Consider the following 22,765-nt stretch of genomic DNA (forward strand, 5'->3'; position numbering starts at 1 on the left):
CTCTAGTGTCCGCAGCCAGTGGACGTGCCGGCCTGTGCGGCGGCGGGGTTCGCGGCGCGCTCAGCCACCTCGCGTTCCTCGGCGGCGACGGCGGTGTGCATGGTCTCGGCCCAGTAGCTGTGCTGGACGGGGTAGAGGCCTTCGTCCTCTGTCTTGGCGCCGCTGGAGAGCGGGTTCAGGCCGATCTTCTTGGCCTGCTCGTCCGGCCCGTTCAGCTGGTGGGTCACGCCGCGGCTCATGTCGTTCCAGGGAGCGGTTTCGGCCAGGTAGGTCTTCTGGCAGGAGCGGAACTCCTCCAGGTCATCCGGGGTGGCCATGCCGGAGGCGTTGAAGAAGTCCTCGTACTGGCGGATCCGGTTCGCGCGGGCGGCGTCGGACTCGCCCTTCGGCGCGATGCAGTAGATGGTCACCTCGGTCTGGTCCACCGAGATCGGCCGGAAGTGGCGGATCTGCGAGGAGAACTGATCCATGATGTAGACGTTCGGGTAGAGGCACAGGTTGCGCGAAGCGCCCACCATGAACTCTGCCTTGTCGGCGCCGAACTCCTGCGCGAGCTCTTCGCGCCGCTCGTACAGCGGGCGGTCCTCTGGATTGCCCCACCACATCCACAGCAGCAGGTGGCCGTGCTCGAAGGAGTAGTAGCCGCCGCCCTGCTTGCCCCAGGTGCCCGCGTCCATGGCCTTGGTCTCGTTGGCCGATTCGCCGGTCCCGCGCCGTGAGGTGGTGGCGGCGTAGTTCCAGTGCGTGGCGGAGACATGGTAGCCATCGGCGCCGTTCTCGGCCTGGACCTTCCAGTTCCCGTCATAGGTATAGGTCGAAGCGCCGCGCAGCACTTCCAGGCCCTCCGGGGACTGGTCGATCAGCATGTCCATGATCTTGGTGGAGTCGCCCAGGTGCTCCTCGAGCGGCTTGACGTCTTCCTTCAGGGAACCGAAGAGGAAGCCGCGGTAGGACTCGAAGCGGGCGACCTTGGTTAGGTCGTGCGAGCCGTCCTTGTTGAACTGCTCGGGGTAGCCGGCGTCGCGGGAGTCCTTGACCTTGAGTAGCTTGCCCTTGTTGTTGAACGTCCAGCCGTGGAACGGGCAGGTGAAGTTGTTCCGGTTATCCGTCTTGCGCCGGCACAGCATCGCGCCGCGGTGGCTGCACGCGTTGACCAGGCAGTTCAGCTCGCCGTCCTTGGAGCGGGAAATGACCACCGGGGTGCGGCCGATGTAGGTGGTGAAGTAATCGCCCACGTTCGGGATCTGGCTCTCGTGCGCCAGGTACACCCAGTTACCCTCGAAGATGTGCTTCATCTCGAGCTCGAAGATCTCCTCGTCGGTGAAGATCTTGCGCTTGGCCCGGTGGATCCCGTTCTCGTGATCCTCGACGACGGCATCGTCCAACGTAGCGCTGACATCGCTAAGTGCTTGGGTCATCTTCGTCTCCTTCATCTATGTCCGCGGCCACGCAACCATGTGGTCGCTGTCACGCGGGGTCTTGACATTTAGCGACTACTCTTCCAGCCGGAGGCGCAGCTCACACTAGGGGCGCCCCTAGGGTTGGCCAAGGGTGGTATTGAAACGATCTGCATATCAATACTGCTGCTTTTCGTATTTGTCCGTCCTAAACAATGTGGTTAGGGTTACAACAACACGTTTTTCTGTATCGCTGCTCACCCAGCAGTGCGGGGCGCGGCTTGGGGAAACAGGGCCGCAACCGGCAGCGGTACCGCCAAGGGAAAAGAAGGAAACGACATGACACAGGAAATTCAGGCCACCGCCGCCGCCTCGGGTGCCAATGCAACCGAGCGCTTCCGCGAGAACAAGAAGTTCGCCGCTGACACCAGCAAGGAACGCGTCAACCTGCTGGCTTCCCGCGTGATCGGGGCGATCAATGACACGATCCTGGAAGAGAAGGTCACCTACGACGAGTACAACGCGCTGAAGGCGTGGCTGATCCAGGTCGGCGAAGACGGCGAATGGCCGCTGTTCCTCGACGTGTGGGTGGAGCACTCCGTCGAAGAGGTCGCCAGCGAAGACCGCGAGGGCAGCAAGGGCACCATCGAGGGCCCGTACTACGTTCCGGATTCCCCGAAACAGCAGACCCCGGCCACTCTGCCGATGCGCGACGACGAGCCAGGCACGCCGCTGCTGTTCCAGGGCCGCATCACCAACGTCGACGGCGAACCGCTGGCCGGCGGCATTGTGGAGATCTGGCACGCAGATGACCAGGGCTTCTACTCCCAGTTCGCGCCGGGTCTGCCCGAGTGGAACCTGCGCGGCACCGTGGTTGCCGATGCCGACGGTTTCTACCAGATCAACACCATGCAGCCCGCCCCGTACCAGATTCCGACGGACGGCGCCTGCGGCAAGCTGATCGCCGCCGCCGGCTGGCACGCCTGGCGTCCCGCGCACATCCACGTCAAGGTGCATGCTGCCGACCACCAGCTCATCACCGCCCAGCTGTACTTCGTGGGCGACGAGCACCTCTCGGATGACATCGCCTCGGCCGTGAAGCCTGAACTGGTCCTGGATCCGCAGGACAAGGCGGACGGCACCGGCCGCGAAGTCACCTACAACTTCGTGCTGGACCCGGCTAAGTAAACCTGGCCCAGACTGAGCGGCACCGGGAACGGAGTGATCCGTTCACGGTGCCGCTGCATTTAAGCCTGCGGAGCGGTTGTGTCCGGCTCGACGGCAGACCCGGACTCCGGAGCACCCGCCAGCCGTAGGCTCATTCTCCGCTCAAGCTGGGCCTGCGCCGACCGGTCCAGATGTCGGCCGCGTGACTCCAGCCGCGGAATGATCCTTTGCTGGAACTCCGGGTCCTTGTCGTCGTCGAACTTAAACTTCGCCAGGACCTGCGCCACCTCGATGACGGCGAACTGGATTGCTGGCAACATCCGCGCGTAAGGGCCTTCATCCGCCGCGATGGGGCCGTAGCCGCCCTCGGGCTGGAAGCGGCGCATCTGCTCGGCGAGCAGCGCGGCCTTCTCCCCGGCGTCGGAAACGATGGAGGCTGTGCCGTGGAAGATGACGGCGCTGTAGTAGCTGGTGGGCACGCCGGAATCGGCCGGCGCACCGGTCCGCAGCCCCCAGGTTCCCGGGATGTAGGCATAATCGTCGATCACGCTGAAGGCCACGCTCGGGTTGGCAGCAATGGCCTTCCAAACAGGGTTGGGCCGGGCCAGGTGGATGATGAGGCGGCCGTCGTCATCGAAAAAGAAGTGCGCTGGAACCACCTCCGGAAACCCGCCGCCGGCACTATTGGCGACCAGCGTGCCGAAATCGCGGCCCTGCGCCAGCCAGTCCTGCCATTCGGTGTCGTTCTTCGCCGCATCCCAGGAATGCACCATCATGGATCGAGGGTACGCTGCTGTTCCTGCATTGTCTGCGATACGGTCAAAGCTGATAGCGACAGTTGCCGCCGCAGTGGCGGTAGAGGAAGGGGCCGGCAATGACTTTAGTGGGGTCTGCGGCGACGGTGGTGCTGCTGCGCGATTCCCTGGCCGGGCTGGAAGTGCTGCTGCTCGAGCGGCCGCGGCACACCGGATCCTTCGCCGGCGCCTGGGTTTTTCCGGGCGGCCGGGTCGATCCGGAAGACTACGCTGGTGCTTCCGCGGATGCCAATAACGACGGCGGCGCGGACAGGCCGGGGGATGAGGCGCACGACCTGGCTGCTGCCCGCCGTGCCGGGGTGCGGGAAACCCAGGAAGAGACGGGCGTAGTGGTTCCGCCGGAGAGACTGGTCCACGTGTCCTGCTGGATCCCGCCGACCGAGGCGACGAAGCGGCTCAAGACCTGGTTCTTCCTCGCGCCCGCCCCCGGGCAGGAGATAAGGCTGAACGAGGGCGAGCTGATGGACTACGCCTGGCTGACCCCTGCCGAAGCCCTGCGCCGCCATCAGGCAGCAACCATGCAACTGGTTACGCCAACCTGGGTGACACTGCACCTACTGCTGCAGGACTCGACCGTAGCCGCGGCCTTGGAGCGGGCGGCTTCGGGCAAACCGGAGACCTTCCAGAGCCGACGGCTGGCGGCGAGCGGCGGCAGCCAGGTGATCGTCTGGGCCGGCGACGCGGAATACGAGCAAGACACTCTCGCGGTACAGGCGACCGGCAGGCACCGGCTGACGATGAACGGCCTGAACTGGATCTACGAGCGGAGCTAGCCAGGCCCGCTTCCGCAATAATCAGGCGCCGGCGGTGTTGCCCCCGCTGCCTCCGGAGACCTTGTAGCTCCACAACTCCGCGGACATGCCCACGGGCTTCTGCGCAGGGGCGCCTTCACTGCCTTCCTGCGAGTGGCCGTGGCCGAACGCCTTGGAGCTCTTCCACGCCTCGAAGGACTCCTCGTCCCGCCAGCGGGTAATGACCAGCCAGGTGTTGCGCTCGTCGGTCGGCTGCAACAGTTCGAAACCCTCGAAGCCGTCCTGGTTGTCCACGGCGCCGGCGCGGGCCGCGAAGCGCTTGGCCAGCTCGTCTCCGGAGTCGGCGGGTACGGTAATGGCGTTGATTTTCACGATGCTCATGGGCCTATTATGCTCGGCACCCCTGACCATAGACTGGGTCCAGCCCTATATGACGGCCCTTTATGACAGGAGCGCACAATGGCACGGAAGAAAACGTGGAAGGAACTCAACAGCGGTCAGAAGGCCAAGGGTGCGCTGATGATCGGCATCCAGCTCGGACTGCAGGCCGTGGCACTGAAGGACCTGAAGAGCCGCTCCGCCGCGGAGGTGAACGGGCCGAAGGCAGCCTGGGTGGCCGGTACGTTCGTTAATTTCCTGGGCCCCATTGCCTACTTCCTTTTCGGCCGCAGGAAGGTCTAGCTTTTCGGCCAGTCGCGGTAGGGGATCCGGTCGATCGTGAGGATTTGTCCCAGCCGGCTCCACTCGTTGAGCCCCAGCCGGGCCAGGGGCTTCAACCTGCGTGCCTCCGGATGCCTGCCGTCCAGCATCTCCTGATTGACGACGGCGTGGCTCACCTCCCCGAGGACCAGCCACGAATTGCCCACCGGGATGATCCGGTGCAGCTTGCATTCAAGTGCTGCCGGCGAGTCCGCGACCCTCGCCGGACGCACGGTGCGGCTCGGCTCCATCGCCAGCCCCACGGCGTCGAACTCGTTGATGTCCGCCGGAAAATTGGTGCCCGTGCCGTTGATCTCCGCGAACAGGTCTTCCGAGGCGAAGTTGACCACGAATTCGCCCGTGGCCTCCACGTTGTTCAGCGAGTCCTTTCGCGCCGTTGGGGTGAACTGGACGATCGGCGGATCGGTGGAGGCGACTGTGAAGAAGGAGTGCGGGGCAAGATTGGGAGTGCCGTCGGCGCTGAGCGTTGAGACCCAGGCGATGGGGCGCGGGATGACCACGGAGGTCAGGAACTTGTAGAAGTCCCGGGGGCCGAGGTCATCAGGGGAGAAGTCGACTCGCATGGTTTCATCAGACCACAGCCACGCACATCCGGCGTAGTGATTCGAGACCGGTCAGTGGTGTCATGAACCGCAGTTTTCTACGTTCGACGACGACGAGTAGGGGTTTTCTCCCGAGCGGGTGCGTCACGATGCGGACAAGATCCGCCACGGACCGTTGACCAGCACTATGGCCATAGATATTGTGATGCGGGGCACACGTGGAAGTCTTCGGCTGTGTCTATGCTTTGTTGGGAACCCGGGATTTGGAGAAGCAAGTGAAGAAACTTCGTGCAGCCTTTGCCCTGACAGCCGTGCTGGCCGTGACCGCCTGTGGCGGCGGCAGCCCCTCTGGCGAGGAGGGCGGCGGCGGATCGCCCGGTGCCGCCGGAGAGCTGACTCCGGTCAACGTCGGCGTCATCCCCATTGTGGACGTCGCGCCAATCTACCTCGGTGAAAAGGAAGGTTTCTTCGAAGAAGCCGGACTGGACCTTGAGCTGACCCAGGCGCAGGGCGGTGCGGCGATTGTCCCGGCCATCACCAGCGGCCAGATGGACTTCGGCTTCAGCAATGTCACCTCCCTGATCGTTGCCCGGTCCAAGGGGCTGCCCATGCAGATGGTCGCGAGCGGCTCGTCCACCACAGGCGATGAAAACGAGGACTTCGCCGCCGTGATGGTCAAGCCGGACAGTGGGATCGAGGAGATCACGGATCTGGAGGGCAAGAAGATCGCGGTCAATACGCTGAACAACATTTCCGACTCCACTATCAGCGCCGCCGTCGAAGAGGCCGGCGGCGATCCTTCCACAGTGGACTATGTGGAAATGCCGTTCCCGGATATGCGGGCGGCCCTGGAGCAGGGCAACGTCGACGCCATCGCCGCAGTGGAACCGTTCCTGACACTTGCCCGGCAGGACGGGGCCGTTCCGGTTTTCTCCAACTACGCGCATCCGGTGCAGGACCTGACGGTGGCTGTCTACTTCACCTCCGACGAGATTGCCGAGCAGAAGCCGGAAGTCACTGAGGCCTTCATCGGCGCGATGAAGAAATCCCAGGCGTTCGCCGAAGAGAACCCGGACAAGGTGCGTGCAATCCTCCCCGAGTACACGCAGATTGATCCCGCCATCATCGAGGAGCTCACCCTGCCGAAGTTCGCGCAGGAAGTGAACGCGGAATCCATCCAGGAGATCGCTGATATCTCCCTCAAGGGCGGTCTGATCGAGGAGATTCCGGACATGGAGGCACTGCTTCCGCGGTAACCGAAGCGCACATCCGGTTCGCCGGGAGTCCCTTCAATGGGCATCGAAGCAGACAGCTTTGGTGCCCATTGCCGCGCCTCGTGGAGGGAGTCGCTGGTGTTTTCACAACTATTGACTTTTTCAACGAATTGGTTCTACCGTGGGGGTATCCTCCTGTGACTGCGCTCACGGGATCTGTTGGCTGAGGGAAGTTTCCGGTTTCGGAACATTGCGAAGGGTACGTGTAAGGATGCACAACCAAGGGTTGGGTTCATGGATTCACAAGCGCCGCGTTAAGTCTGCGGGCAAAACCGCCATCATCAGCAGTGCGGGTCAGTTGGCGTATGACGACTTTGCGCTTCGCGTGGACCGCCTTGCCAGTGCCTTTGCCGACCGCGGTGTTGCGAAGGGTGACCGGGTGGCTTACCTGGGCGAAAACCATGCAGCCTTCCTGGAGACGTTCTTCGCCTGCGGAACCCTGGGGGCAATTTTCGTCCCGCTCAACACCCGTCTGGCGCCGCCGGAGATACAGTTCGCGCTGCAGGATTCCGGCAGCAAAATCCTGGTCCATGCGCGCACGCTCGAGGGTCTTGCCGTCCGCGGGGGCCGGGAAACGGCGGTGACACACCGGTTGGTCGTCGAGGACGGGCCGGCCGCTGTATCGCCGGATGACGAGATCGAATCCGGCACCGCCGTCGAACTTTTCGAAGATGCCATCGCTTCGGGCTCGGGCGAACACCGTGATGTGGAGGTCTCGCTGGATGATCCGGCGATGATTCTCTACACGTCGGGGACAACCGGCCGGCCCAAGGGCGCCCTGCTGACGCACGGCAACATGACCTGGAACAGCTTCAACGTCCTGGTGGACTATGACATGGCCAGCACCGATGTGGCCCTGATGATCGCCCCGATGTTCCATGTCGCCTCGCTCGGCATGGGCGTGCTGCCGGCGCTGCTCAAGGGGGCCACGGTGGTCCTGGAGCCCAAGTTCGAACCGGGCCGGACCCTGCAGTTGATCGAACAGTACAAAGCGACGAGCATCAGCGGCGTGCCCACCACGTACCAGTTGCTCTGTGAGCATCCGGACTGGGACAAGACGGACATCAGCTCGCTGCAGAAGCTGACCTGCGGTGGCTCCGCGGTGCCGATGCGGGTGCTGGAAGCTTATGAATCGCGCGGCTTGTCCTTCTCCGGCGGCTACGGCATGACGGAGACCGCGCCGGGCGCCACGAGCCTCGCTCCCAACAAATCGCGCGAGAAGGCCGGGTCGGCCGGACTGCCCCACTTCTTCAGCGACATCCGCATTGCGGATCCTGCCGGTACGGTCCTGCCCGCCCGCGAGGTCGGCGAAATCCAGATTTCCGGACCGAACGTCATCAAGGAGTACTGGAACCGGCCGGATGCCACGGCGGAGAGCTATGCAGATGACGTCTGGTTCAAGTCCGGGGACATGGGCTATGTGGACGAAGAGGGCTACCTGTTCATTTCGGACCGGCTCAAGGACATGATCATTTCCGGCGGCGAAAACATCTACCCCGCCGAGGTCGAGCAGATCATTGTGGAGCTCGAAGCCGTCAGCAGCGTTGCGGTGATCGGTGTTCCGGATCCGAAGTGGGGGGAAGTGCCGCGGGCCATCGTGACGGTCCGGGAAGGTTTCAACCTGTCGGAAGAAGACGTCCAGAACCATCTGCGGGACCGGCTGGCGCGCTACAAGATTCCCAAGAGCATGGTGGTCGTGGAGGACCTGCCGCGGACGGCCAGCGGCAAGATCCGCAAGGCCGACCTGCGCAAACAGTACTCCAGCTGATTCCGTCAGGAGAGTGACGCAAGGGGAGCTGATCCTGCCGGCCGGGCAGGGTCAGCTTTTCCCTGCGTCCGGGGTCTCCGGCTCCGCATACAGCTCGTCGATCAGGGCCAGGCCGCGGTTGGCCCAGGCGATCTCCTGCTCGGCCCGCGCTATCAAGCCCTCGTAGGTGAACTTCTTGAACGCGGCTGTCTTCCGGCGCTGCTCCGGCGGAACCTTGGCCAGGCGCCGGTTGAGCATGGGGCTGCCGCCTTCTTCGATTTCGCGCACCTTGTCGTGCCACTGCTGCAGCAACTCCGCATGGTGCCGGATATGTGCCAGCATCTGCTCCCGGGCTGCGTCCGGCTCCGCCCACTCCAGGTATGCGGCCTTCAGGTGCGCGGGGTCCCGCACGCGCGCATAGTCCAAAGTTCCGTTCATCCAGGTCCGGAAGGCCTCCACTCCGGCTTCCGTAATGTGGTACTGCCGCTTTTTGCCGCGCTGGCCCCAGCTGATCTCCTCGCCTTCGAGCAGTCCGTCCTTCTCCATCCGCCGCAGCTCCGGGTAGATCTGCGAATCCGGTGCATGCCAGACGTGGCCAACCGACGATTCGAACTCCTTGTAGAGGTCGTAGCCGGTCATCGGCTCAACTGTCAGCAGCGCCAGCAGGGCGTAGCGAAGACTCACGCGTCAACCTTTTCTCGTCGGTGTGTTGCAAACCACTATATCCATAGATATGCTGTGTCCCACGGCACTAACTATGGAGATAGATAGTGGATCAGCCGGATAGTGCCGACCCAACTCTTATTCATCTTGTACTTATTCAATTCCGGGTCCCTTCTGTCGTAGCAGATGGGATGCCCGGTGACCGGAAGGAATCACCGTGACCGCAGTGCAGTCCACCAGTTCCACGACCAACAAGGTCCTGGGCCATCCGTTGAACGCCTGGTACGTGGCGGCGTGGGACCACGAGGTGACCCGGAAGCCGATGTCGCGCCGCGTCGCGAACCGTCCGCTGGCGCTGTATCGCACGGAGGACGGCAAGGCTGTGGCCTTGGCGGATGCGTGCTGGCACCGTTTGGCGCCGCTGTCGATGGGCAAGACCATGGGTAAGGACGGGATCCAGTGCCCGTACCACGGCATCGTCTACAACTCGGCCGGCCGGTGCGTGTCCATGCCGGCGCAGGAGACCATCAACCCCAGCGCCACGGTGCCGTCCTTCCCTGTGGTGGAGCGCTACCGCTATGTCTGGGTGTGGCTGGGCGATCCGACCAAGGCGGATCCGGATCTGGTGCCGGACATGCACCAGATGTCCTCCGAGGAGTGGGCCGGCGACGGCGAAACCATCCATGCCGACTGCAACTACCAGCTGGTGCTGGATAACCTGATGGATCTGACGCACGAGGAGTTTGTGCACTCGTCCTCGATCGGCCAGGAGGAGCTCAGCGAATCCGATTTCGTGGTCACCCACGACGGGAGCAAAGTCACGGTCTCCCGCTGGATGCACAACATCGATGCGCCGCCGTTCTGGCTGAAGAACATGCGGGACAAGTTCCCCGGGTTTGAGGGCAAGGTGGACCGGTGGCAGATCATCACCTTCCAGGCCCCCTCGACCATCAACATTGACGTCGGCGTGGCCAAGGCCGGTACCGGCGCGCCGGAGGGCAACCGCAGCCAGGGCGTCAACGGCTTTGTCATGAACACCATCACCCCGGAGACCGACCGGTCCTGCCACTACTTCTGGGCGTTTATGCGCAACTACCGGCTGGAGAGCCAGCTGATCACCACCCAGCTGCGCAACGGCGTGCACGGGGTGTTCGGTGAAGACGAGGAAATGCTCAAGGCCCAGCAGGCGGCGATCGACGCGAACCCGGACTACGAGTTCTACAACCTCAATATCGACGCCGGCGGCATGTGGGTGCGCCGCCTGATCGAACGCATGCTCGAAGCCGAAGGGCGCCTGGTTCCCACCGCGTAGGGGCCGGCCACAAGTGAGACAGGTTATGAACTAATGGCAGCAACAAACGTCGAGGTCTGGCAGCAGGCAACTGTTGTCGAGGCCCGGGCCATCGCCACCGACATCCAGCGCATTGTCCTGGAACCCGCCCTTCCCAAGAAGGCGGAGCCGGGCTCGCACGTGGACCTGAAGGTCATGATCGACGGCGAGCAGGACAAGAGATCCTACTCCGTGGTCGAGTCCAGCGAGGATGGCACGCGCCTGGTCATCAGCGTGATGAAGGCCCCGCAGTCCCGCGGAGGTTCGCTCTTCATGCACACGCTCAAGCCGGGCGACACCCTGGAGATCACCCAGCCGCTGCAGAACTTCCCGCTCCGCGTGGGCGCCGGCCGCTACATCCTGCTGGCCGGCGGCATCGGCATCACGGCCATGATCAACATGGGCCGCGTGCTGAAGAACCTGAAGGCCGACTACACGTTCGTATATGCGGGGCGGAACCGCGCGGCGATGGCGTACCTGCCCGAGCTGCAGGAACTGCACGGCGACAACATGGTGGTCCACGTCGATGACGAAGGTACCTCGCTGAAGGTGGACGAACTGGTCGCGTCGGCGGATCTGGATACCGAACTGTACATGTGCGGTCCCATCCGGTTGATGGACGTGGTCCGCCGCGGCTGGACCGAGCGGGAGCTGAACCTGCCGAACCTGCGCTACGAGACCTTCGGGAACTCCGGCTGGTACGACCCGGAAGAGTTCATCGTCCGGATTCCGCGGCTCGGCGTCGAGGCCACGGTCGGCCAGGGCCGCTCCATGCTGGAGACCCTGGAGGACGCCGGCGTGGACATGATGTTCGACTGCCGCAAGGGCGAATGTGGCCTATGCGAGGTCAGGATCCTGGAACTCGACGGCGCCGTGGACCACCGCGACGTGTTCTACTCCGAACGCCAGCAGCACGCCGCGGCAAAAATGTGCTGCTGCGTCTCCCGCGCCGTCACCACCAAAACCGGAGCCAAGTCGGACGCAGACCCGCACCGGGGACCGGCAGTCGTGACCATCGAAGTCTCCTGACCCAAGCCAGCGGGACGCCCTTCAAATTCGAGCAAACTTCGAGAAAGACAGTAGTGAATGGAACTGCGCGAGCGGATCAATAAGTCAGCCATGTCTCCCTACCAGTGGCTGATCATCGGACTGTGCGTCCTGCTGAACGCACTCGACGGCTTCGACGTCATGGCCATGGCCTTCACCGCCACCAGCGTGACCAACGATTTCGGCCTCAGCGGCACCGAACTTGGCCTGTTGCTGAGCGCCGGGCTGGTGGGCATGGCCATCGGCTCCCTGGTGCTGGCACCCTTTGCCGACGTCGTCGGCCGCCGTCCGATGATCCTGGTTTCGCTGGCCCTGGCGGCAGGCGGCATGTTCCTGTCCGCGCTGGCCAACTCCGCCGTCGAACTGGGGCTGTGGCGGGTGGTCACCGGGCTGGGTGTCGGCGGCATCCTGGCCTGCACCAACGTCATTGCGAGCGAGTACTCCTCGGACCGTTGGCGCGGCCTGGGCATCGGCATCTACACCGCCGGCTACGGCGTCGGCGCCACGCTGGGCGGCATGGCGGCCGTGTCGCTGCAGGGCAGCTACGGCTGGCGTTCGGTCTTTGTCTTCGGCGGCATTGCCACCGCTGCGGCCCTTGTACTGCTGGCCGTTCTCCTGCCCGAGTCCGTGGACTTCCTGCTGATCCGGCGCCCGCGCAATGTGGTGGAGCGGCTGAACCGGATTGCCCGCCGCATCGGCCAGCCTGCGGTCACGGACCTCGGCGACGCCCACGGCGCGGCGGAGCGGGCGAAGGGACGCAACAAGGTCGGCGACCTGCTGGCCCCGGCGAACCGGCGCACCACGCTGCTGATCTGGCTGGCGTTCTTCGCCACGATGTTCGGTTTCTACTTCGTCAACAGCTGGACGCCGCGCCTGCTGGTCGAAGCCGGCATGACCGCCGAGCAGGGCGTGGTGGGCGGCCTGATGCTGACCCTCGGCGGCACCTTCGGCTCCATCCTGTACGGGGTGCTGGCCACCAAATGGAGCAGCCGCGGCGTGTTTATCTGCTTCGCGGTGCTCTCGGCGGTGTCCATGGTGCTGTTCATCAGCTCCGCCGGCTTCCTGGTGCTCGCGTTCGTCGCCGGGGTGGGCGTCGGCATGCTCATCAACGGCTGCATCGCCGGCCTCTACACCGTCACGCCGGCACTGTACGCCACCGGAACCCGCAGCACCGGCGTGGGCTGGGCGATCGGCATCGGGCGCATCGGCGCCATCGTTGCCCCGATGATCACCGGCTTCCTGCTGGACGCCGACTGGAGCCCGGTCCAGCTGTACCTGGGCGTCGGCGCGGTGGTCCTGGTTGCCGCCGTCGCGGTCCGCCTGCTCGGGCCGGTCCGCGAGAGCAGCTCCGCCCGCCCCGAACTGGCGGACGCCTCCGCCAGGTAGGCAAACAACCAAACAGGCAATAACGACGGCGGTCCCCACCTTTGGCGGGCGAAGTCCAGGCTTCGCCAGCACCCAGGTGAGGGGCCGCCGTCGTCGTCGTTATTGGTAGTGGTGCTGGACCTACGCTTCCGCGGGTTCGTCTGCCGGTGCCAGCGTCCGTTCCAACGGGTGCTCGATCTCGTTCCGCAGCATCCGGCCGCAGACAATCGCGATCACGGACAGCACCGGCGACGCCAGCCCGACCAGCAGGAAGATCAGCCAGATCGGAATGATCTCGCCCAGCGGGCCGGCCAGCGCCATGGACACCGGCATCAGCGCCAGCGACACGAAGAAGTCCAGACTGGAGATGCGGCCGAGCAGGTGGGACGGGACGCGGCGCTGGAGCAGGGTTCCCCAGATCACCATGCCCGCGCTGCCGGTGGCACCCATGATGAACAACGCGCCGGCCATGACCCAGAAGCTGTCGGTGAAGCCGAGGATAGCCAGCGGCATGATGCCGGCACCCCACATCATGATCATCACGCTCAGGTAGCGGCGGGGGAGCGGCAGCGAGGCCGTCACCATGGCGCCGACTGCCCCGCCTGCTCCGAAGATGCCCAGCAGGAAGCCGAAGGTGCTGGCATCGCCCTCGAGCTGCGCAGCCACGGCGAAGGGGAGCAGCACCTCGATCGGGCCGATGAAAATGAGCGTTGCGACCACGGCCCACAGCAGCGTCCAGAGCAGCCAGGGCGTCTTTACCGTGTAGGCGACGCCTTCCTTCAGGTCCGACAGGACGGAACCCTTGGCAGGTGCGGAGTGGCCGCCTTCCGGGACGGGTTCGGCACCGAGGAAGCACAGGATCACCAGGGCCGCGAGATGGCAGAAGCTGATCCAACCGATGGCGGCGGCAGGTGAGAACGCGGCGACCACCATGCCCGCGGCGGCAGGTCCGGCGGCCTGCTGCAGCAGCGGGCGGATGGTTCCTTCCATGCCGTTGGCTGCCAGCAGGTCGTCCGCCGGCAGGATCCGCGGCAGGATCGCCGAGTAGGCCGGGAAGAAGAACGCCGCACCCACGCCCAGCAGGAAGGCAGCCGCCGCCAGATGCCACAGCTGCAGCCGGTCCGTGAGCGCCAAAAAGCTGACCGCGCCGATGGCGGCCAGATTGACTGCCTCCACGGCCAGGATGAGCCGGCGCCGCGGCAGCCGGTCGGCTGCGATGCCGCCCAGGAGCACAAAAGCCAGCAGGCCGACGCTCGAGCAGGTGGCGACGATGGACAGTTCGGCCGGACCGCCGCCCAGATGGATGACCTGGTACACCATGCCGACGGCCCACATGCCGGTGCCGAAAATGGAGATCGCCAGGGCAGCGATCAGCACGCGGTAGTTGTGGTGTGCAAAGGGGCGCAAAGCGCGCGGCACGGACATGGGTGTTCCTCGGATGGTTGAGCGGAGTACCAGTATCCGCCCAAGTGATTGGGAAAATCAAATCACTTGTTGTCGCTGGTGGGAAACAACGTCCGACGGCGGCACTTTGGGGGGGCGAGTGCCGCCGTCGGACGTTTGCTGTGGTTCAGGGCCGGAAGCCGCTTCAGCGGGAGCGGCCGGCTGCCCCCGGTTACCGCTCGGCGGCAGCCACAGGTGCCGGTGCCGGCGCATTGGCCCGGCCCACGGCTTCGTCGAATTCCGCTTCGATCTCGGCATTGGGCTTGTAGGTGATCAGGCTGACCACCACCGCGACGATCACGTTCAGGATGAAGCCCGGAACGATCTCGTACATGGTCTCGGTCAGCGCCGAATTGCCCCACCAGAAGACGGTGACCGCACCGGCAACCATGCCGGCCAGGGCCCCGGGCATGGTGAGCTTGCGCCAGTAAAGCGAGAGGATGACAGTCGGGCCGAAGGAGGCGCCGAAGCCGGCCCAGGCGAAGGCGACCAGCCCAAGGATGGTGTCGTTCTGGCTCCAGGCCAGGGCCATGGCGATGAGGGAGACGACCAGCACGCCCATCCGGCCCAGCATCACCTGCGCCTTGGCCGGGGCCTGCCTCTTGCTGACGATCTTGTACAGGTCCTCGACCAGTGCCGACGAGCAGACAATCAGCTGTGACGAGAGGGTACTCATGATCGCGGCCAGCACGGCAGCGAGCACCATGCCGGCGATGAACGGGTGGAAGAGGATCTGGGCCAGATCCAGGAACACGGATTCCGGGTGCGCCAGCGTGGCGTCCGGATTCTGCTGGAAGTAGGCGATGCCGACGAGGGCCGTTGCGACGGCGCCGAGTACGGTCAGGATCATCCAGCCGATACCGATGCGGCGGCCGGCCTTGGCATCGGCAGCCGAGCGCATCGCCATGAAGCGGACAATGATGTGCGGCTGGCCGAAGTAGCCCAGCCCCCATGCGGCCGCCGAGATGCCGGCCACCAGTGTGCCGCCGGCGAACAGGCTCAGGAAGTCCGGATCCACCTCGCGGATCGAGTCGAACGTTGCGCCGATGCCGCCGGTGGCGAAAACGCCTACGATCGGGACAATCAGCAGGGCGAGGAACATCAGGATGCCCTGGGCAACATCCGTGAACGTTGCGCCCATGAAACCGCCGAAGAGCGTGTATAGCACGGTGACGCCGCTGACAACCAGCATGCCGGTCAGGTAGCTGGAGCCGAAGGATGCCTCGAAGAACACGCCGCCGGCCACCATGCCGGAGGAGACGTAGAAGGTGAAGAAGGCCAGGATGATGACGCCGGAAGCGACCCGGAGGATATGGGTCTTGTCCTTGAGCCGGTTATCGAAGAAGCTAGGCACCGTGATCGAGTTGTTGGAGACCTCGGTGTAGGCGCGCAGCCGCGGAGCGACGAACTTCCAGTTCAGCCAGGCTCCGATGGTCAGGCCGATGGCGATCCACGCTTCGAACAGGCCGCCCACATAGAGGGCGCCGGGCAGGCCCATCAGGAGCCAGCCGGACATGTCGGAAGCGCCGGCGCTCAGTGCCGCTACCCCGGGATGCAGGCCGCGGCCCGCGAGCATGTAGTCGTCCAGGTCGTCGGTGCGCCGGAAAGCCCACCACCCGATGCCTAGCATTCCTGCCATGTACAGCGCCATGGCGATGATCTGATATATCTGGTCGTTCACGAGGTGTCCTTCCGGGGTGACCGGGTGGGGGTGAGTGAGCCTGTCCAGTATTCCAGCGACCTGCATGTGACGCCAATAACGATTACCCGGCAGCTTGTCCAGCGTCCGCTCCCAATACCGGCCACCCTACGCCGGAAGCTCCGTCAGGTCAGCCGGTCACGTACCCATTCCCACTGGATCTGCTCCTGTTCCAGCCGGACGGCGGTTCCATACGTGTGGTTACCCAGCGCGGCGTAAACCTCGGCTTCGTCGGGGGATAAGCGGGTCAGGACGGCACGCGAGGGCTTGCTTTCGGTGCCCCAGAAATCCTTGTGCGCCAGCAGCGTCTCCAGATCCATCATGACGCTGCGGACATACGGATGGTTGGACCGCAGCTGGTCAAGGATCCGGAAGCCGTGGGTATCCAGGTCACCCCAATAGAGCACTTCGCAATCCCGGAGCCAGTCCGCCTCGCTGAGCGAGGAGAAGCCATAGCCTCCGCCGAACAGCGCCAAGGTACCGGGCCGTTCGGGCAGTGCGAGGAAGTTGACCTGGTTTTCGGTCACGATCACGGTCCGGACCGGAAGGTTGAGTGTGGAGAAAGCGGCAGCGGTGAGGGTCAGATCCCGGGCTGCTCCGAGCAGGGGCAGGTGCGGGTCAAGCATCCGGAAACGCACCAGCTCCGGTGCGGACAGAAAACCGTGCCGCGCGGCGAACCGGGTGCCCGGTATGGGGCCGGCGCTATCCGGATCGTCGCTGCCGATAACAGCGGCGGGACGAAGAACGGAGAGCATCTCGTCAATGGTCCGCCGGTGGTTCTCGATGAATTTCGTGTGGACCCCGGGCAGGCTGAGCTGGCGTAGGTAGATGCCCGGCTGCGGATGATCGCGCAGCCAGAGGGCAACTTTCGCCGCGGTGAGCGCGGCCGTGTCCAGCTCCAGCAGGACCAGCGGCCGTTTGGTTGCCCACTGCTGGAGGGCAGGCTCCAGTTCGGTGAGCTGTGCCGCGAGTCCCAGGAACCCGCCGGCTTGCCGCCGCTTGCCGATGAAATCGATCTCGTCCTGCGCCGACTCGAACACCACAGCGGCCGGAACACTGTTGGCGCCAACCGTAGTCCGGCCCACTGTGGCCGTTTCCACAGCCAGGCCGGACAGGCCCGCATACAGTGCGGAGGCCCAGCCGTGTGCGGCGGTGTACTCATCCCGCAGCTCGGTAGCGCTCGGGTGTTTCAAAGCACGACGGCGGGGATAGGCTTCCGTGGGCAGCAGCAACTCCCGCAGCAGGGAACCTTTGTTCCAGGCCTTTTGCGAAGCAGTGCGCAGATCATCGAGCGATGTCCACCGGGCTGAGGCCTCAGCCGGCACGGCGCTCGCGTTCCTCGCGGTACTCCTGGATGGTCATGTTCCGCAGCTGGGAATCGTCCCCGTTCGGGTTGGCCACAAAACCCACATTGGAGACGTGCGGTTCGATGACATGGATTTTCTGCAGCGGCGTGACGATGAGTAGCTGCAGCTGCATCCGCCGGAACAGTTCCAAGCCGTAGCGGGCGGATTCGTCGGAGCCGCGGCCGAATGCTTCGTCGATGACCACGAAACGGAAACTCCGGTTGCTCCCCGCGGAGGCACCGGCCTTGAGAGCGGAGCCCAGCCCGAACTGGAAGGCCAGAGCCGCCGCGAGGATGGTGTAGGCCAGCTTTTCCTTCTGGCCACCGGATTTGCCGCCGGAGTCCGTGAAGTGCTCGTGCTCTTCGCCGGTCTCGGTCCATTTTTCCGAGGCGGAGAAGGTGAACCAGTTCCGCACGTCAGTCACCTTGGCGGTCCAGCGTTCGTCCAGGCTGGTCAGCCCCTCGCGGCCGCGGAAGCGGTTCACCAGCTTTTCCACCTGCAGGAACTTCTGCTCCGAGTACTGGTCATCATTGCCGAGCGTGCCTTCGGAACAGGCACGCAGATCGATGCCGAATTCGCGCACGTCCGCGTCCGCGGTGTTCTGGTGTTCAAGCTGGATATGCCGGCCGGGGTTGTACTCGATGGTGGCCAGGGAACGGTTGATCTCCCCGATGCGGCTTATGATGTCCTGCCGCCTGGATTCGAGGAAGGCGTTGAAGGCCACCACCTCGTGGATGGTGTTCTGGTTCAGCGAGTCCTTGAAATGTTCCTCGAACCGCGGCAGGTCATTGCTGACCAGCTGGTCCAGCAGCCGGTTGTATTCGCCCGCGGCATCCAGCGCGGCGTCGATCTCCGTGGTTTCGTTCGGATACTTGTTGCGGAATGCCTGCATCAGCCCAACCGTGCGTTCCGCGGAATGGGCGATCTGTTTGTTCAGGGCATCGATGGTGGCGGTGAGGCGTGAACGTACGGTGCTTTCGGTGCGGTCGGTATTTTTGTAAGTCAGTGCTGCCTCGTCGCCGAGGGCAACGGCGGCGAGCTTTTCCAACTCGGCCAGCAGGCCGGCGTCGTTGGTCAGCGGTGTCTCGGCCAGAATGGCCCGGCACTCAGTGATCGCTTCGGCTATCTCTTTGGCGGCGTTCTCGTTGGCGCCGATGCGTTTTTGCAGGTCGTTGGACTTTTTGTCCTGCCGCTCCAGCCGTTCGCTGGTTTCCCGCTCGCGGGCAGCAAGCTGCTGGAGGACGTCGTTGGCGGCCTCGAGTGCAGCTTTCTCTGCCTTGAGCTCCTCGATCCGGCGTGCCGTGAGCTGCCAGCTGAGCTCGGCGAACTCCTTGACGCCGCGGATGGTGCCAAGCTGCTGCTGTTGCTGGCCCAGCTCCCCGAGTGCCGCGTCGACTTTGCTGAGTCCGGCATCGGCGCTGCGGATCTGGCCCTGGGCTTCCTCGAGTTCAGTGTGGAACCGGCTGATCTTGGCGTGGTTGTCCCAGCCCAGCACGTAGTTCCGCCGGTCCTGCAGGTCCCGCCTGTCGTCCTTCTCGTGCCGGCCGCGGCCACCCTTGAGCTGGCCGTTGATGGTCAGCGCCTTCGGGAAGCGGCGGAAATCCTCCAACGATTCGCAGCACATGTGGTCGAAGCGGTGGTTCAGCTCGTTGAGCAGGAACTCGCGGAACGGTGTGCCCGGTTTGATGCTGATTTTCGACGCCAGTGTGCCGGGCTCTGCGGCCTGTATTGCAGGGGTTTGGCCGACTTTGAGGTACACCAGCCGGGCCCGCAGATTGTTCGCGTCCACCCAGCCGCTCACCGCGGGGTAGTGCTCCGCGGGCACCAGCAGGGAGAGCGCGAAGCCATGCAAGGTCCGCTCCGCGGCGCCCTCCCAGGCGGACTCGCCGTCGCGCAGCCGCAGCAGTTCCCCGGCAAAGGGCAGGGCGGAATCGGGGATTCCGGTGCCTTCGCAGAGCCGGCGCCGAAGCTCAAGCTGCGGGCGGGGCAGCAGGTTCTGCCGTGACTGCAGGCTCTTGAGCTCTGCCCTCAGATCCTCAGCGCGGACCATCCCGGCGTCCCGCTTTTTGGACAGATCCGTGCGCTGTTCCTGCAGTTCGCTGGCCCGCGTGGCCAGCTGCCGCTCGACGCCGTCCAGCTGCGCCGCGTTGCCGTCGAACAGGACCCGGTCTTCGGGAACCTTGAGACCGAGCGCTTCGGCGGCGTGCGAGTAGTTCTCGAAGCGTGCCCGCTGCGCCCGGGATTCCGCTTCCAGCCGCGTGATCTCGGCGTCGATCGCTGCCAGCCGGCCGCCGCCGTTGGTGTTCCATGTCCTCCTGGATTCCGGCCAGCTCGTGCCGCAGACGGGTAACTTCGGCGGCGAGCTTCTGTCCCTCTTCCTCCAGCCGGGTGCCTGTACGGGCCAGCTCCTGCTGGTGTTCCAGGCTCAGCTCGAGTTTTTGCGCGGTGAACCAGGGATGCAGCTGGTCCCGCTGCGCCCGGCCCTGCCGGTCGCGTTCCTCGAGTTCCGCATGTTTGGCCGCACCGTCGCGGATGGGGGTGAGCAGCTGGATCTGGTCCTTGGCCCGCAGCACCGCGTCATGGGCCTTCTTCAGGTCATCGAAGTGGTGGATCAGATTCTTGATCCGGGAGCCCACGTTGTCTTCTTCCAGCATGTTGGTGCGGACGAAATGCGTGATGTTCTCCACCTGCTTCATGGAGACCGTCCGGTGGAACAGGTCCATGGCCTGGCTGCTGGTGATGCCGAACTGCCGTTTGAAGGCGGCCGCGTACGGGTCGAAGGAATCGTGGACGGTGACGCCGGCGGCGCGCAGTTTCTTCTTGAGTTTGGCCGGATCCTTGCCGAAGTCCGCGAAGTCCGTAACGATGGTCTGCTCGCCCTCGGCCAAGGAGTAGAAACGGTTGGGCTGCCCGGCCTCCTGCGTGGCCCAGAGCGTGATGGCCAGCGTGACCGATTTGCCCAGGAACTCGTTGTGGAAGACGCCAAGCACCACCGAATAGAAGCCGGGCCCGCGCAGTGCCACCGGCTTGGAATGATCCCCGGTGCCGCTGCGGGCGCTCTTGTGGAAGCCGCGGACATAGGACATCAGGCTGCGCTCTTTTTTCTGCGCGCCGGCGGCCTTGTTGTATTCAATCCGGTTCGCCGGCAGCAGCAGGGTAGTGATCGCATCCACCACCGTGGACTTGCCGGAGCCGATGTCGCCGGTCAGCAGGCTGTTCTCCCCGCCCAGCCGGAACGTGCGCACGCCTTGATGGAAGGTGCCCCAGTTGAGCAGTTCCAGGCGGTGCAGGCGGAACCCCGGAGCCGGCCTGCCGCCGTCGTTGTTGAGATCTTCGAGATTGAACAGGCTGGTCTGCAGCTCGGCGGTCATGCGCTGGTCCTTTCAGCCTGGGCGGGGGAGCCGTCCAGCGAAGCGCGGTAGTCCGCGAGCCGGGCGTCGAATTCTTCCAGCCATTGCGCGTCCACGTAGGCCTTGAGGATGCGCGCCACTTCGTAGGTGCCGTTCTGGCCGCGGAGTTTGCGCAGGAAGCCCAAATCCACGACTTTCTTGATGTTCGATGCCAGCTGGTCCAGGATGCGGGCCTCGTTGCTGGACTCGGGCAGGAACACCGAGACCATGTCCGCGATGTCCTGGTCCGTCATGATCAGGCGGGTTTCGCCGGTCTGCTGGTCGAACTCGGCCAGGCGCGCCCGCAGAAGGGCCAGCAGCAGGCTGACGTTGAAGGTCAGCTGGCGGCGCGGTACCAGCCGGGGGAGGTCCGGGTCCACATCCTGGCGCGAGGTCAGAAAGGCATAGCCTTCGGACTCGTCCAGCACCAGATCCAGGCCCAGTACCGCCACGTAATCCCGGACATGCGAGGCCAGCGGCAGCAGCGATTGCCAGATTTTCTCATCCGATTCGGCGTACACCACGCCCTTGAAGAGTTTGCTGACGACGGCGGGAAGTTCCTCCGGGTGGGTCCGGCCCGTTTCGTTGGATTCAGTGGTCATGAAGGCCTCATAAAGATGATCTGTTCAACTGTTGCCTCGCGGATGCTGCCGTCGGGCAACGTCCAGGACAATTGCTGGCTGGTTTCCGGGTTGATGCTCGCCCACGGGGAGTCCGAGGCCAACTGGAAGTAGGCGACGATTTCCGCCAGGCCTTGGCTGAGTGGGAAGGCATCGGCAACGTCGGCCAAGGTGGCCTGCCCCGACTCCTCCAGCACCATGGCGATATTGTCCTGCAACCGCTCCTTGTCCACGTGGAACTGTTCGAAGAGCGCGCCGGAATCCACCTCCGCATCCTCGGCGGTGAAAACCTCGTCGTCCAGCTGCACGCGGGTACTCGGTTCATACAGCGGGCGTTCGAAGGGCAGCACCACATCGACGGCCTGCGCATCGACCTCGATAAACGTGCCCGACGGCGGCTGGTTGCGGACGGCCAGTGCGTTGCCTTCGATGCTGCGGAGCAGCTGCATGATGCGCTTGTTTTCGAGGAACACCTTGTCATCGAGCAGGCGGCGCATCTGCTGCGAGAGCTGGCGGACTGTCGCCTGGGTCTGCTCGACGGCGGGGAGCCAGTCGCGGTGCAGATTGGCGACGGCGTCGATGTTGTCCAGCCGGGCCAGCGCCTCGATCTGCATGGCACGTTCCAGCAGCTCCTGCAGCTCGGTCCGGAGCTGGGGCGACATGAGGTAGTCCCAGAAGCCTTGGAAGGTCCGGCCCTGGATGGAACCGGAAATGTCCTGCTGGTTGGCGAAGATGGACTCCAGCAGTTCGCCCTGGGTGCCGTCCCAGGTGGCGATCTGCTCGCGGACCTGCCGGTCCAGCGAGCGGAAGTTCTGCTCTACCTCGCGGAAATCGGCGAGCAGGTCCTTGGCCAGGGCGGTCAGCTGCTGGAAGTGGTCCAGCGCCTCGGGGCCGCTCATCACCTTGATGTGGCCCTCCCGGATCCGCTGCATTTCGGCGTCGATCCCGTCCCGCTGTTTCTGCAGTTCGGCCAGACGGACTTCCGGGTCCGTTTCGGATTCCTGGACCAGGGTCTTGAGCAGCTGGAAGATGCCGGTCAGCCGGGACTGCGTGGCCACAAAATCCCGGCCGCGGAGGTTCTCCACCCAGCGGACTACATCCTCGGCAGTGGCGGTCAGGTCATAGACCGGCTCATCCTGGCCGGCGATGTAGTACTTGCGCAGCCAGGCTTTTTCCGGCGCGGCCCAGTCGTCCAGGTACTCGGCCGCCGGGCGGGGAAACTTGTCCTCCCCCAGGGAATCACGGAGCCCGAAGAGGACGTCGTCCAGGGTGTCGATCAGTGCCTGGCGGCCGATATTGCGCTGGTTCGGGCCGGTGAACGCGGCGATGAAAAAGGCCAGGGCCAGCGGGGCATTCTGGGCGCGCAGCAGGGCCCAGCCGGCGTGATTCTCACGCAGCGAGTTGAGCGCGTAGTAGTCCATGCGGTCCCCGGGTCTGAAGCGTTGAGTG

20 protein-coding genes are annotated in these 22,765 nt (G+C 64.5%); 8 read left to right on the forward strand and 12 right to left on the reverse strand.

Annotated elements, in window-relative coordinates; genetic code table 11:
* Nucleotides 1–2 precede the first annotated feature (2 nt).
* A complete protein-coding gene (benA, locus tag AC3A4M_RS16035) occupies nucleotides 3–1,418 on the reverse strand; it encodes a benzoate 1,2-dioxygenase large subunit (protein ID WP_498736859.1) in 1,416 nt (471 codons plus the stop codon).
* Between the two features lie 318 nt (nucleotides 1,419–1,736).
* Between benA and catA the strand changes: the two genes are divergently transcribed.
* Complete coding sequence (catA, locus tag AC3A4M_RS16040; RefSeq protein WP_498729529.1) at nucleotides 1,737–2,585, forward strand: catechol 1,2-dioxygenase; 849 nt, start codon at nucleotides 1,737–1,739, stop codon at nucleotides 2,583–2,585.
* Nucleotides 2,586–2,644: 59 nt separating this feature from the next.
* On the opposite strand, the gene AC3A4M_RS16045 is transcribed toward catA, so the two are convergent.
* On the reverse strand, nucleotides 2,645–3,340 hold the full coding sequence (locus AC3A4M_RS16045; protein WP_498736861.1) for an FMN-binding negative transcriptional regulator: 696 nt from the start codon (nucleotides 3,338–3,340) through the stop codon (nucleotides 2,645–2,647).
* 98 nt (nucleotides 3,341–3,438) lie between these two features.
* On the opposite strand from AC3A4M_RS16045, the gene AC3A4M_RS16050 reads away from it, so the two are divergent.
* Nucleotides 3,439–4,152 (forward strand): NUDIX hydrolase, encoded by a 714-nt coding sequence (locus tag AC3A4M_RS16050; RefSeq protein WP_498736863.1) that lies wholly within the window; start codon nucleotides 3,439–3,441, stop codon nucleotides 4,150–4,152.
* A gap of 21 nt (nucleotides 4,153–4,173) precedes the next feature.
* On the opposite strand, the gene AC3A4M_RS16055 is transcribed toward AC3A4M_RS16050, so the two are convergent.
* A complete protein-coding gene (locus tag AC3A4M_RS16055) occupies nucleotides 4,174–4,512 on the reverse strand; it encodes an antibiotic biosynthesis monooxygenase family protein (protein WP_498736864.1) in 339 nt (112 codons plus the stop codon).
* Nucleotides 4,513–4,590: 78 nt separating this feature from the next.
* Between AC3A4M_RS16055 and AC3A4M_RS16060 the strand changes: the two genes are divergently transcribed.
* On the forward strand, nucleotides 4,591–4,812 hold the full coding sequence (locus AC3A4M_RS16060) for a PLD nuclease N-terminal domain-containing protein (protein WP_498636607.1): 222 nt from the start codon (nucleotides 4,591–4,593) through the stop codon (nucleotides 4,810–4,812).
* Here the strand turns inward: AC3A4M_RS16060 and AC3A4M_RS16065 are convergent.
* Nucleotides 4,809–5,414, reverse strand: coding sequence for a flavin reductase family protein (locus AC3A4M_RS16065; protein WP_498736867.1), 606 nt, complete (start codon nucleotides 5,412–5,414; stop codon nucleotides 4,809–4,811). The two genes, AC3A4M_RS16060 and AC3A4M_RS16065, sit on opposite strands and share 4 nt — an antisense overlap.
* A gap of 254 nt (nucleotides 5,415–5,668) precedes the next feature.
* Here AC3A4M_RS16065 and AC3A4M_RS16070 point away from each other — a divergent pair, with 254 nt between their 5' ends.
* Both AC3A4M_RS16070 and AC3A4M_RS16075 read left to right on the forward strand, forming a co-directional pair.
* The gene (locus AC3A4M_RS16070; protein WP_498736869.1) at nucleotides 5,669–6,649 is read left to right on the forward strand and encodes an ABC transporter substrate-binding protein; all 981 of its coding nucleotides are present in this window, start codon (nucleotides 5,669–5,671) and stop codon (nucleotides 6,647–6,649) included.
* Between the two features lie 229 nt (nucleotides 6,650–6,878).
* On the forward strand, nucleotides 6,879–8,435 hold the full coding sequence (locus AC3A4M_RS16075; protein WP_498736870.1) for an acyl-CoA synthetase: 1,557 nt from the start codon (nucleotides 6,879–6,881) through the stop codon (nucleotides 8,433–8,435).
* Between the two features lie 51 nt (nucleotides 8,436–8,486).
* On the opposite strand, the gene AC3A4M_RS16080 is transcribed toward AC3A4M_RS16075, so the two are convergent.
* The gene (locus AC3A4M_RS16080; protein ID WP_498736872.1) at nucleotides 8,487–9,098 is read right to left on the reverse strand and encodes a PadR family transcriptional regulator; all 612 of its coding nucleotides are present in this window, start codon (nucleotides 9,096–9,098) and stop codon (nucleotides 8,487–8,489) included.
* A gap of 196 nt (nucleotides 9,099–9,294) precedes the next feature.
* Here AC3A4M_RS16080 and AC3A4M_RS16085 point away from each other — a divergent pair, with 196 nt between their 5' ends.
* Genes AC3A4M_RS16085 through AC3A4M_RS16095 form a run of 3 tightly spaced genes read left to right on the forward strand, consistent with a single transcriptional unit; the run spans nucleotide 9,295 to nucleotide 12,840 of the window.
* The gene (locus AC3A4M_RS16085) at nucleotides 9,295–10,389 is read left to right on the forward strand and encodes an aromatic ring-hydroxylating oxygenase subunit alpha (protein ID WP_498736873.1); all 1,095 of its coding nucleotides are present in this window, start codon (nucleotides 9,295–9,297) and stop codon (nucleotides 10,387–10,389) included.
* 33 nt (nucleotides 10,390–10,422) lie between these two features.
* Nucleotides 10,423–11,436: a PDR/VanB family oxidoreductase gene (locus AC3A4M_RS16090; protein WP_498736875.1), complete on the forward strand. Its 1,014-nt coding sequence runs from the start codon at nucleotides 10,423–10,425 to the stop codon at nucleotides 11,434–11,436.
* A 57-nt stretch (nucleotides 11,437–11,493) separates the two neighbouring features.
* A complete protein-coding gene (locus AC3A4M_RS16095) occupies nucleotides 11,494–12,840 on the forward strand; it encodes an MFS transporter (RefSeq protein WP_498736877.1) in 1,347 nt (448 codons plus the stop codon).
* Between the two features lie 120 nt (nucleotides 12,841–12,960).
* Here the strand turns inward: AC3A4M_RS16095 and AC3A4M_RS16100 are convergent, their stop codons facing one another.
* From AC3A4M_RS16100 to AC3A4M_RS16130, 7 genes are all read right to left on the reverse strand, one after another.
* Nucleotides 12,961–14,244, reverse strand: coding sequence for an MFS transporter (locus tag AC3A4M_RS16100; protein WP_498736879.1), 1,284 nt, complete (start codon nucleotides 14,242–14,244; stop codon nucleotides 12,961–12,963).
* 190 nt (nucleotides 14,245–14,434) lie between these two features.
* A complete protein-coding gene (gene putP / locus AC3A4M_RS16105) occupies nucleotides 14,435–15,943 on the reverse strand; it encodes a sodium/proline symporter PutP (RefSeq protein WP_498736880.1) in 1,509 nt (502 codons plus the stop codon).
* Nucleotides 15,944–16,086: 143 nt separating this feature from the next.
* Nucleotides 16,087–17,286, reverse strand: coding sequence for a Wadjet anti-phage system protein JetD domain-containing protein (locus AC3A4M_RS16110; protein WP_498736882.1), 1,200 nt, complete (start codon nucleotides 17,284–17,286; stop codon nucleotides 16,087–16,089).
* Complete coding sequence (locus tag AC3A4M_RS16115) at nucleotides 17,276–19,357, reverse strand: ATP-binding protein (protein WP_498736884.1); 2,082 nt, start codon at nucleotides 19,355–19,357, stop codon at nucleotides 17,276–17,278. The genes AC3A4M_RS16110 and AC3A4M_RS16115 overlap by 11 nt, the downstream gene beginning before the upstream one ends.
* Complete coding sequence (locus AC3A4M_RS16120) at nucleotides 19,344–20,678, reverse strand: ATP-binding protein (protein ID WP_498736885.1); 1,335 nt, start codon at nucleotides 20,676–20,678, stop codon at nucleotides 19,344–19,346. Before AC3A4M_RS16120 ends, AC3A4M_RS16115 begins: the two co-directional genes overlap by 14 nt.
* Complete coding sequence (locus tag AC3A4M_RS16125; RefSeq protein ID WP_498736887.1) at nucleotides 20,675–21,298, reverse strand: DUF4194 domain-containing protein; 624 nt, start codon at nucleotides 21,296–21,298, stop codon at nucleotides 20,675–20,677. The genes AC3A4M_RS16120 and AC3A4M_RS16125 overlap by 4 nt, the downstream gene beginning before the upstream one ends.
* On the reverse strand, nucleotides 21,295–22,737 hold the full coding sequence (locus AC3A4M_RS16130) for a DUF3375 domain-containing protein (protein ID WP_498736888.1): 1,443 nt from the start codon (nucleotides 22,735–22,737) through the stop codon (nucleotides 21,295–21,297). Before AC3A4M_RS16130 ends, AC3A4M_RS16125 begins: the two co-directional genes overlap by 4 nt.
* Nucleotides 22,738–22,765: the final 28 nt, after the last annotated feature.

The sequence above is a fragment of the Arthrobacter sp. Soil_C_60 genome (genome assembly GCF_057656375.1).

Coding starts and splice junctions, on each gene's coding strand:
- catA (WP_498729529.1), top strand. CDS start 1,737: ATGACACAGGAAATTCAGGCCACCGCCGCCGCCTCGGGTGCCAATGCA.
- AC3A4M_RS16120 (WP_498736885.1), bottom strand. CDS start 20,678: ATGACCGCCGAGCTGCAGACCAGCCTGTTCAATCTCGAAGATCTCAAC.
- benA (WP_498736859.1), bottom strand. CDS start 1,418: ATGACCCAAGCACTTAGCGATGTCAGCGCTACGTTGGACGATGCCGTC.
- AC3A4M_RS16100 (WP_498736879.1), bottom strand. CDS start 14,244: ATGTCCGTGCCGCGCGCTTTGCGCCCCTTTGCACACCACAACTACCGC.
- AC3A4M_RS16090 (WP_498736875.1), top strand. CDS start 10,423: ATGGCAGCAACAAACGTCGAGGTCTGGCAGCAGGCAACTGTTGTCGAG.
- AC3A4M_RS16125 (WP_498736887.1), bottom strand. CDS start 21,298: ATGACCACTGAATCCAACGAAACGGGCCGGACCCACCCGGAGGAACTT.
- AC3A4M_RS16060 (WP_498636607.1), top strand. CDS start 4,591: ATGGCACGGAAGAAAACGTGGAAGGAACTCAACAGCGGTCAGAAGGCC.
- AC3A4M_RS16115 (WP_498736884.1), bottom strand. CDS start 19,357: ATGGTCCGCGCTGAGGATCTGAGGGCAGAGCTCAAGAGCCTGCAGTCA.
- AC3A4M_RS16045 (WP_498736861.1), bottom strand. CDS start 3,340: ATGATGGTGCATTCCTGGGATGCGGCGAAGAACGACACCGAATGGCAG.
- AC3A4M_RS16130 (WP_498736888.1), bottom strand. CDS start 22,737: ATGGACTACTACGCGCTCAACTCGCTGCGTGAGAATCACGCCGGCTGG.
- AC3A4M_RS16050 (WP_498736863.1), top strand. CDS start 3,439: ATGACTTTAGTGGGGTCTGCGGCGACGGTGGTGCTGCTGCGCGATTCC.
- AC3A4M_RS16055 (WP_498736864.1), bottom strand. CDS start 4,512: ATGAGCATCGTGAAAATCAACGCCATTACCGTACCCGCCGACTCCGGA.
- AC3A4M_RS16095 (WP_498736877.1), top strand. CDS start 11,494: ATGGAACTGCGCGAGCGGATCAATAAGTCAGCCATGTCTCCCTACCAG.
- AC3A4M_RS16075 (WP_498736870.1), top strand. CDS start 6,879: ATGCACAACCAAGGGTTGGGTTCATGGATTCACAAGCGCCGCGTTAAG.
- AC3A4M_RS16065 (WP_498736867.1), bottom strand. CDS start 5,414: ATGCGAGTCGACTTCTCCCCTGATGACCTCGGCCCCCGGGACTTCTAC.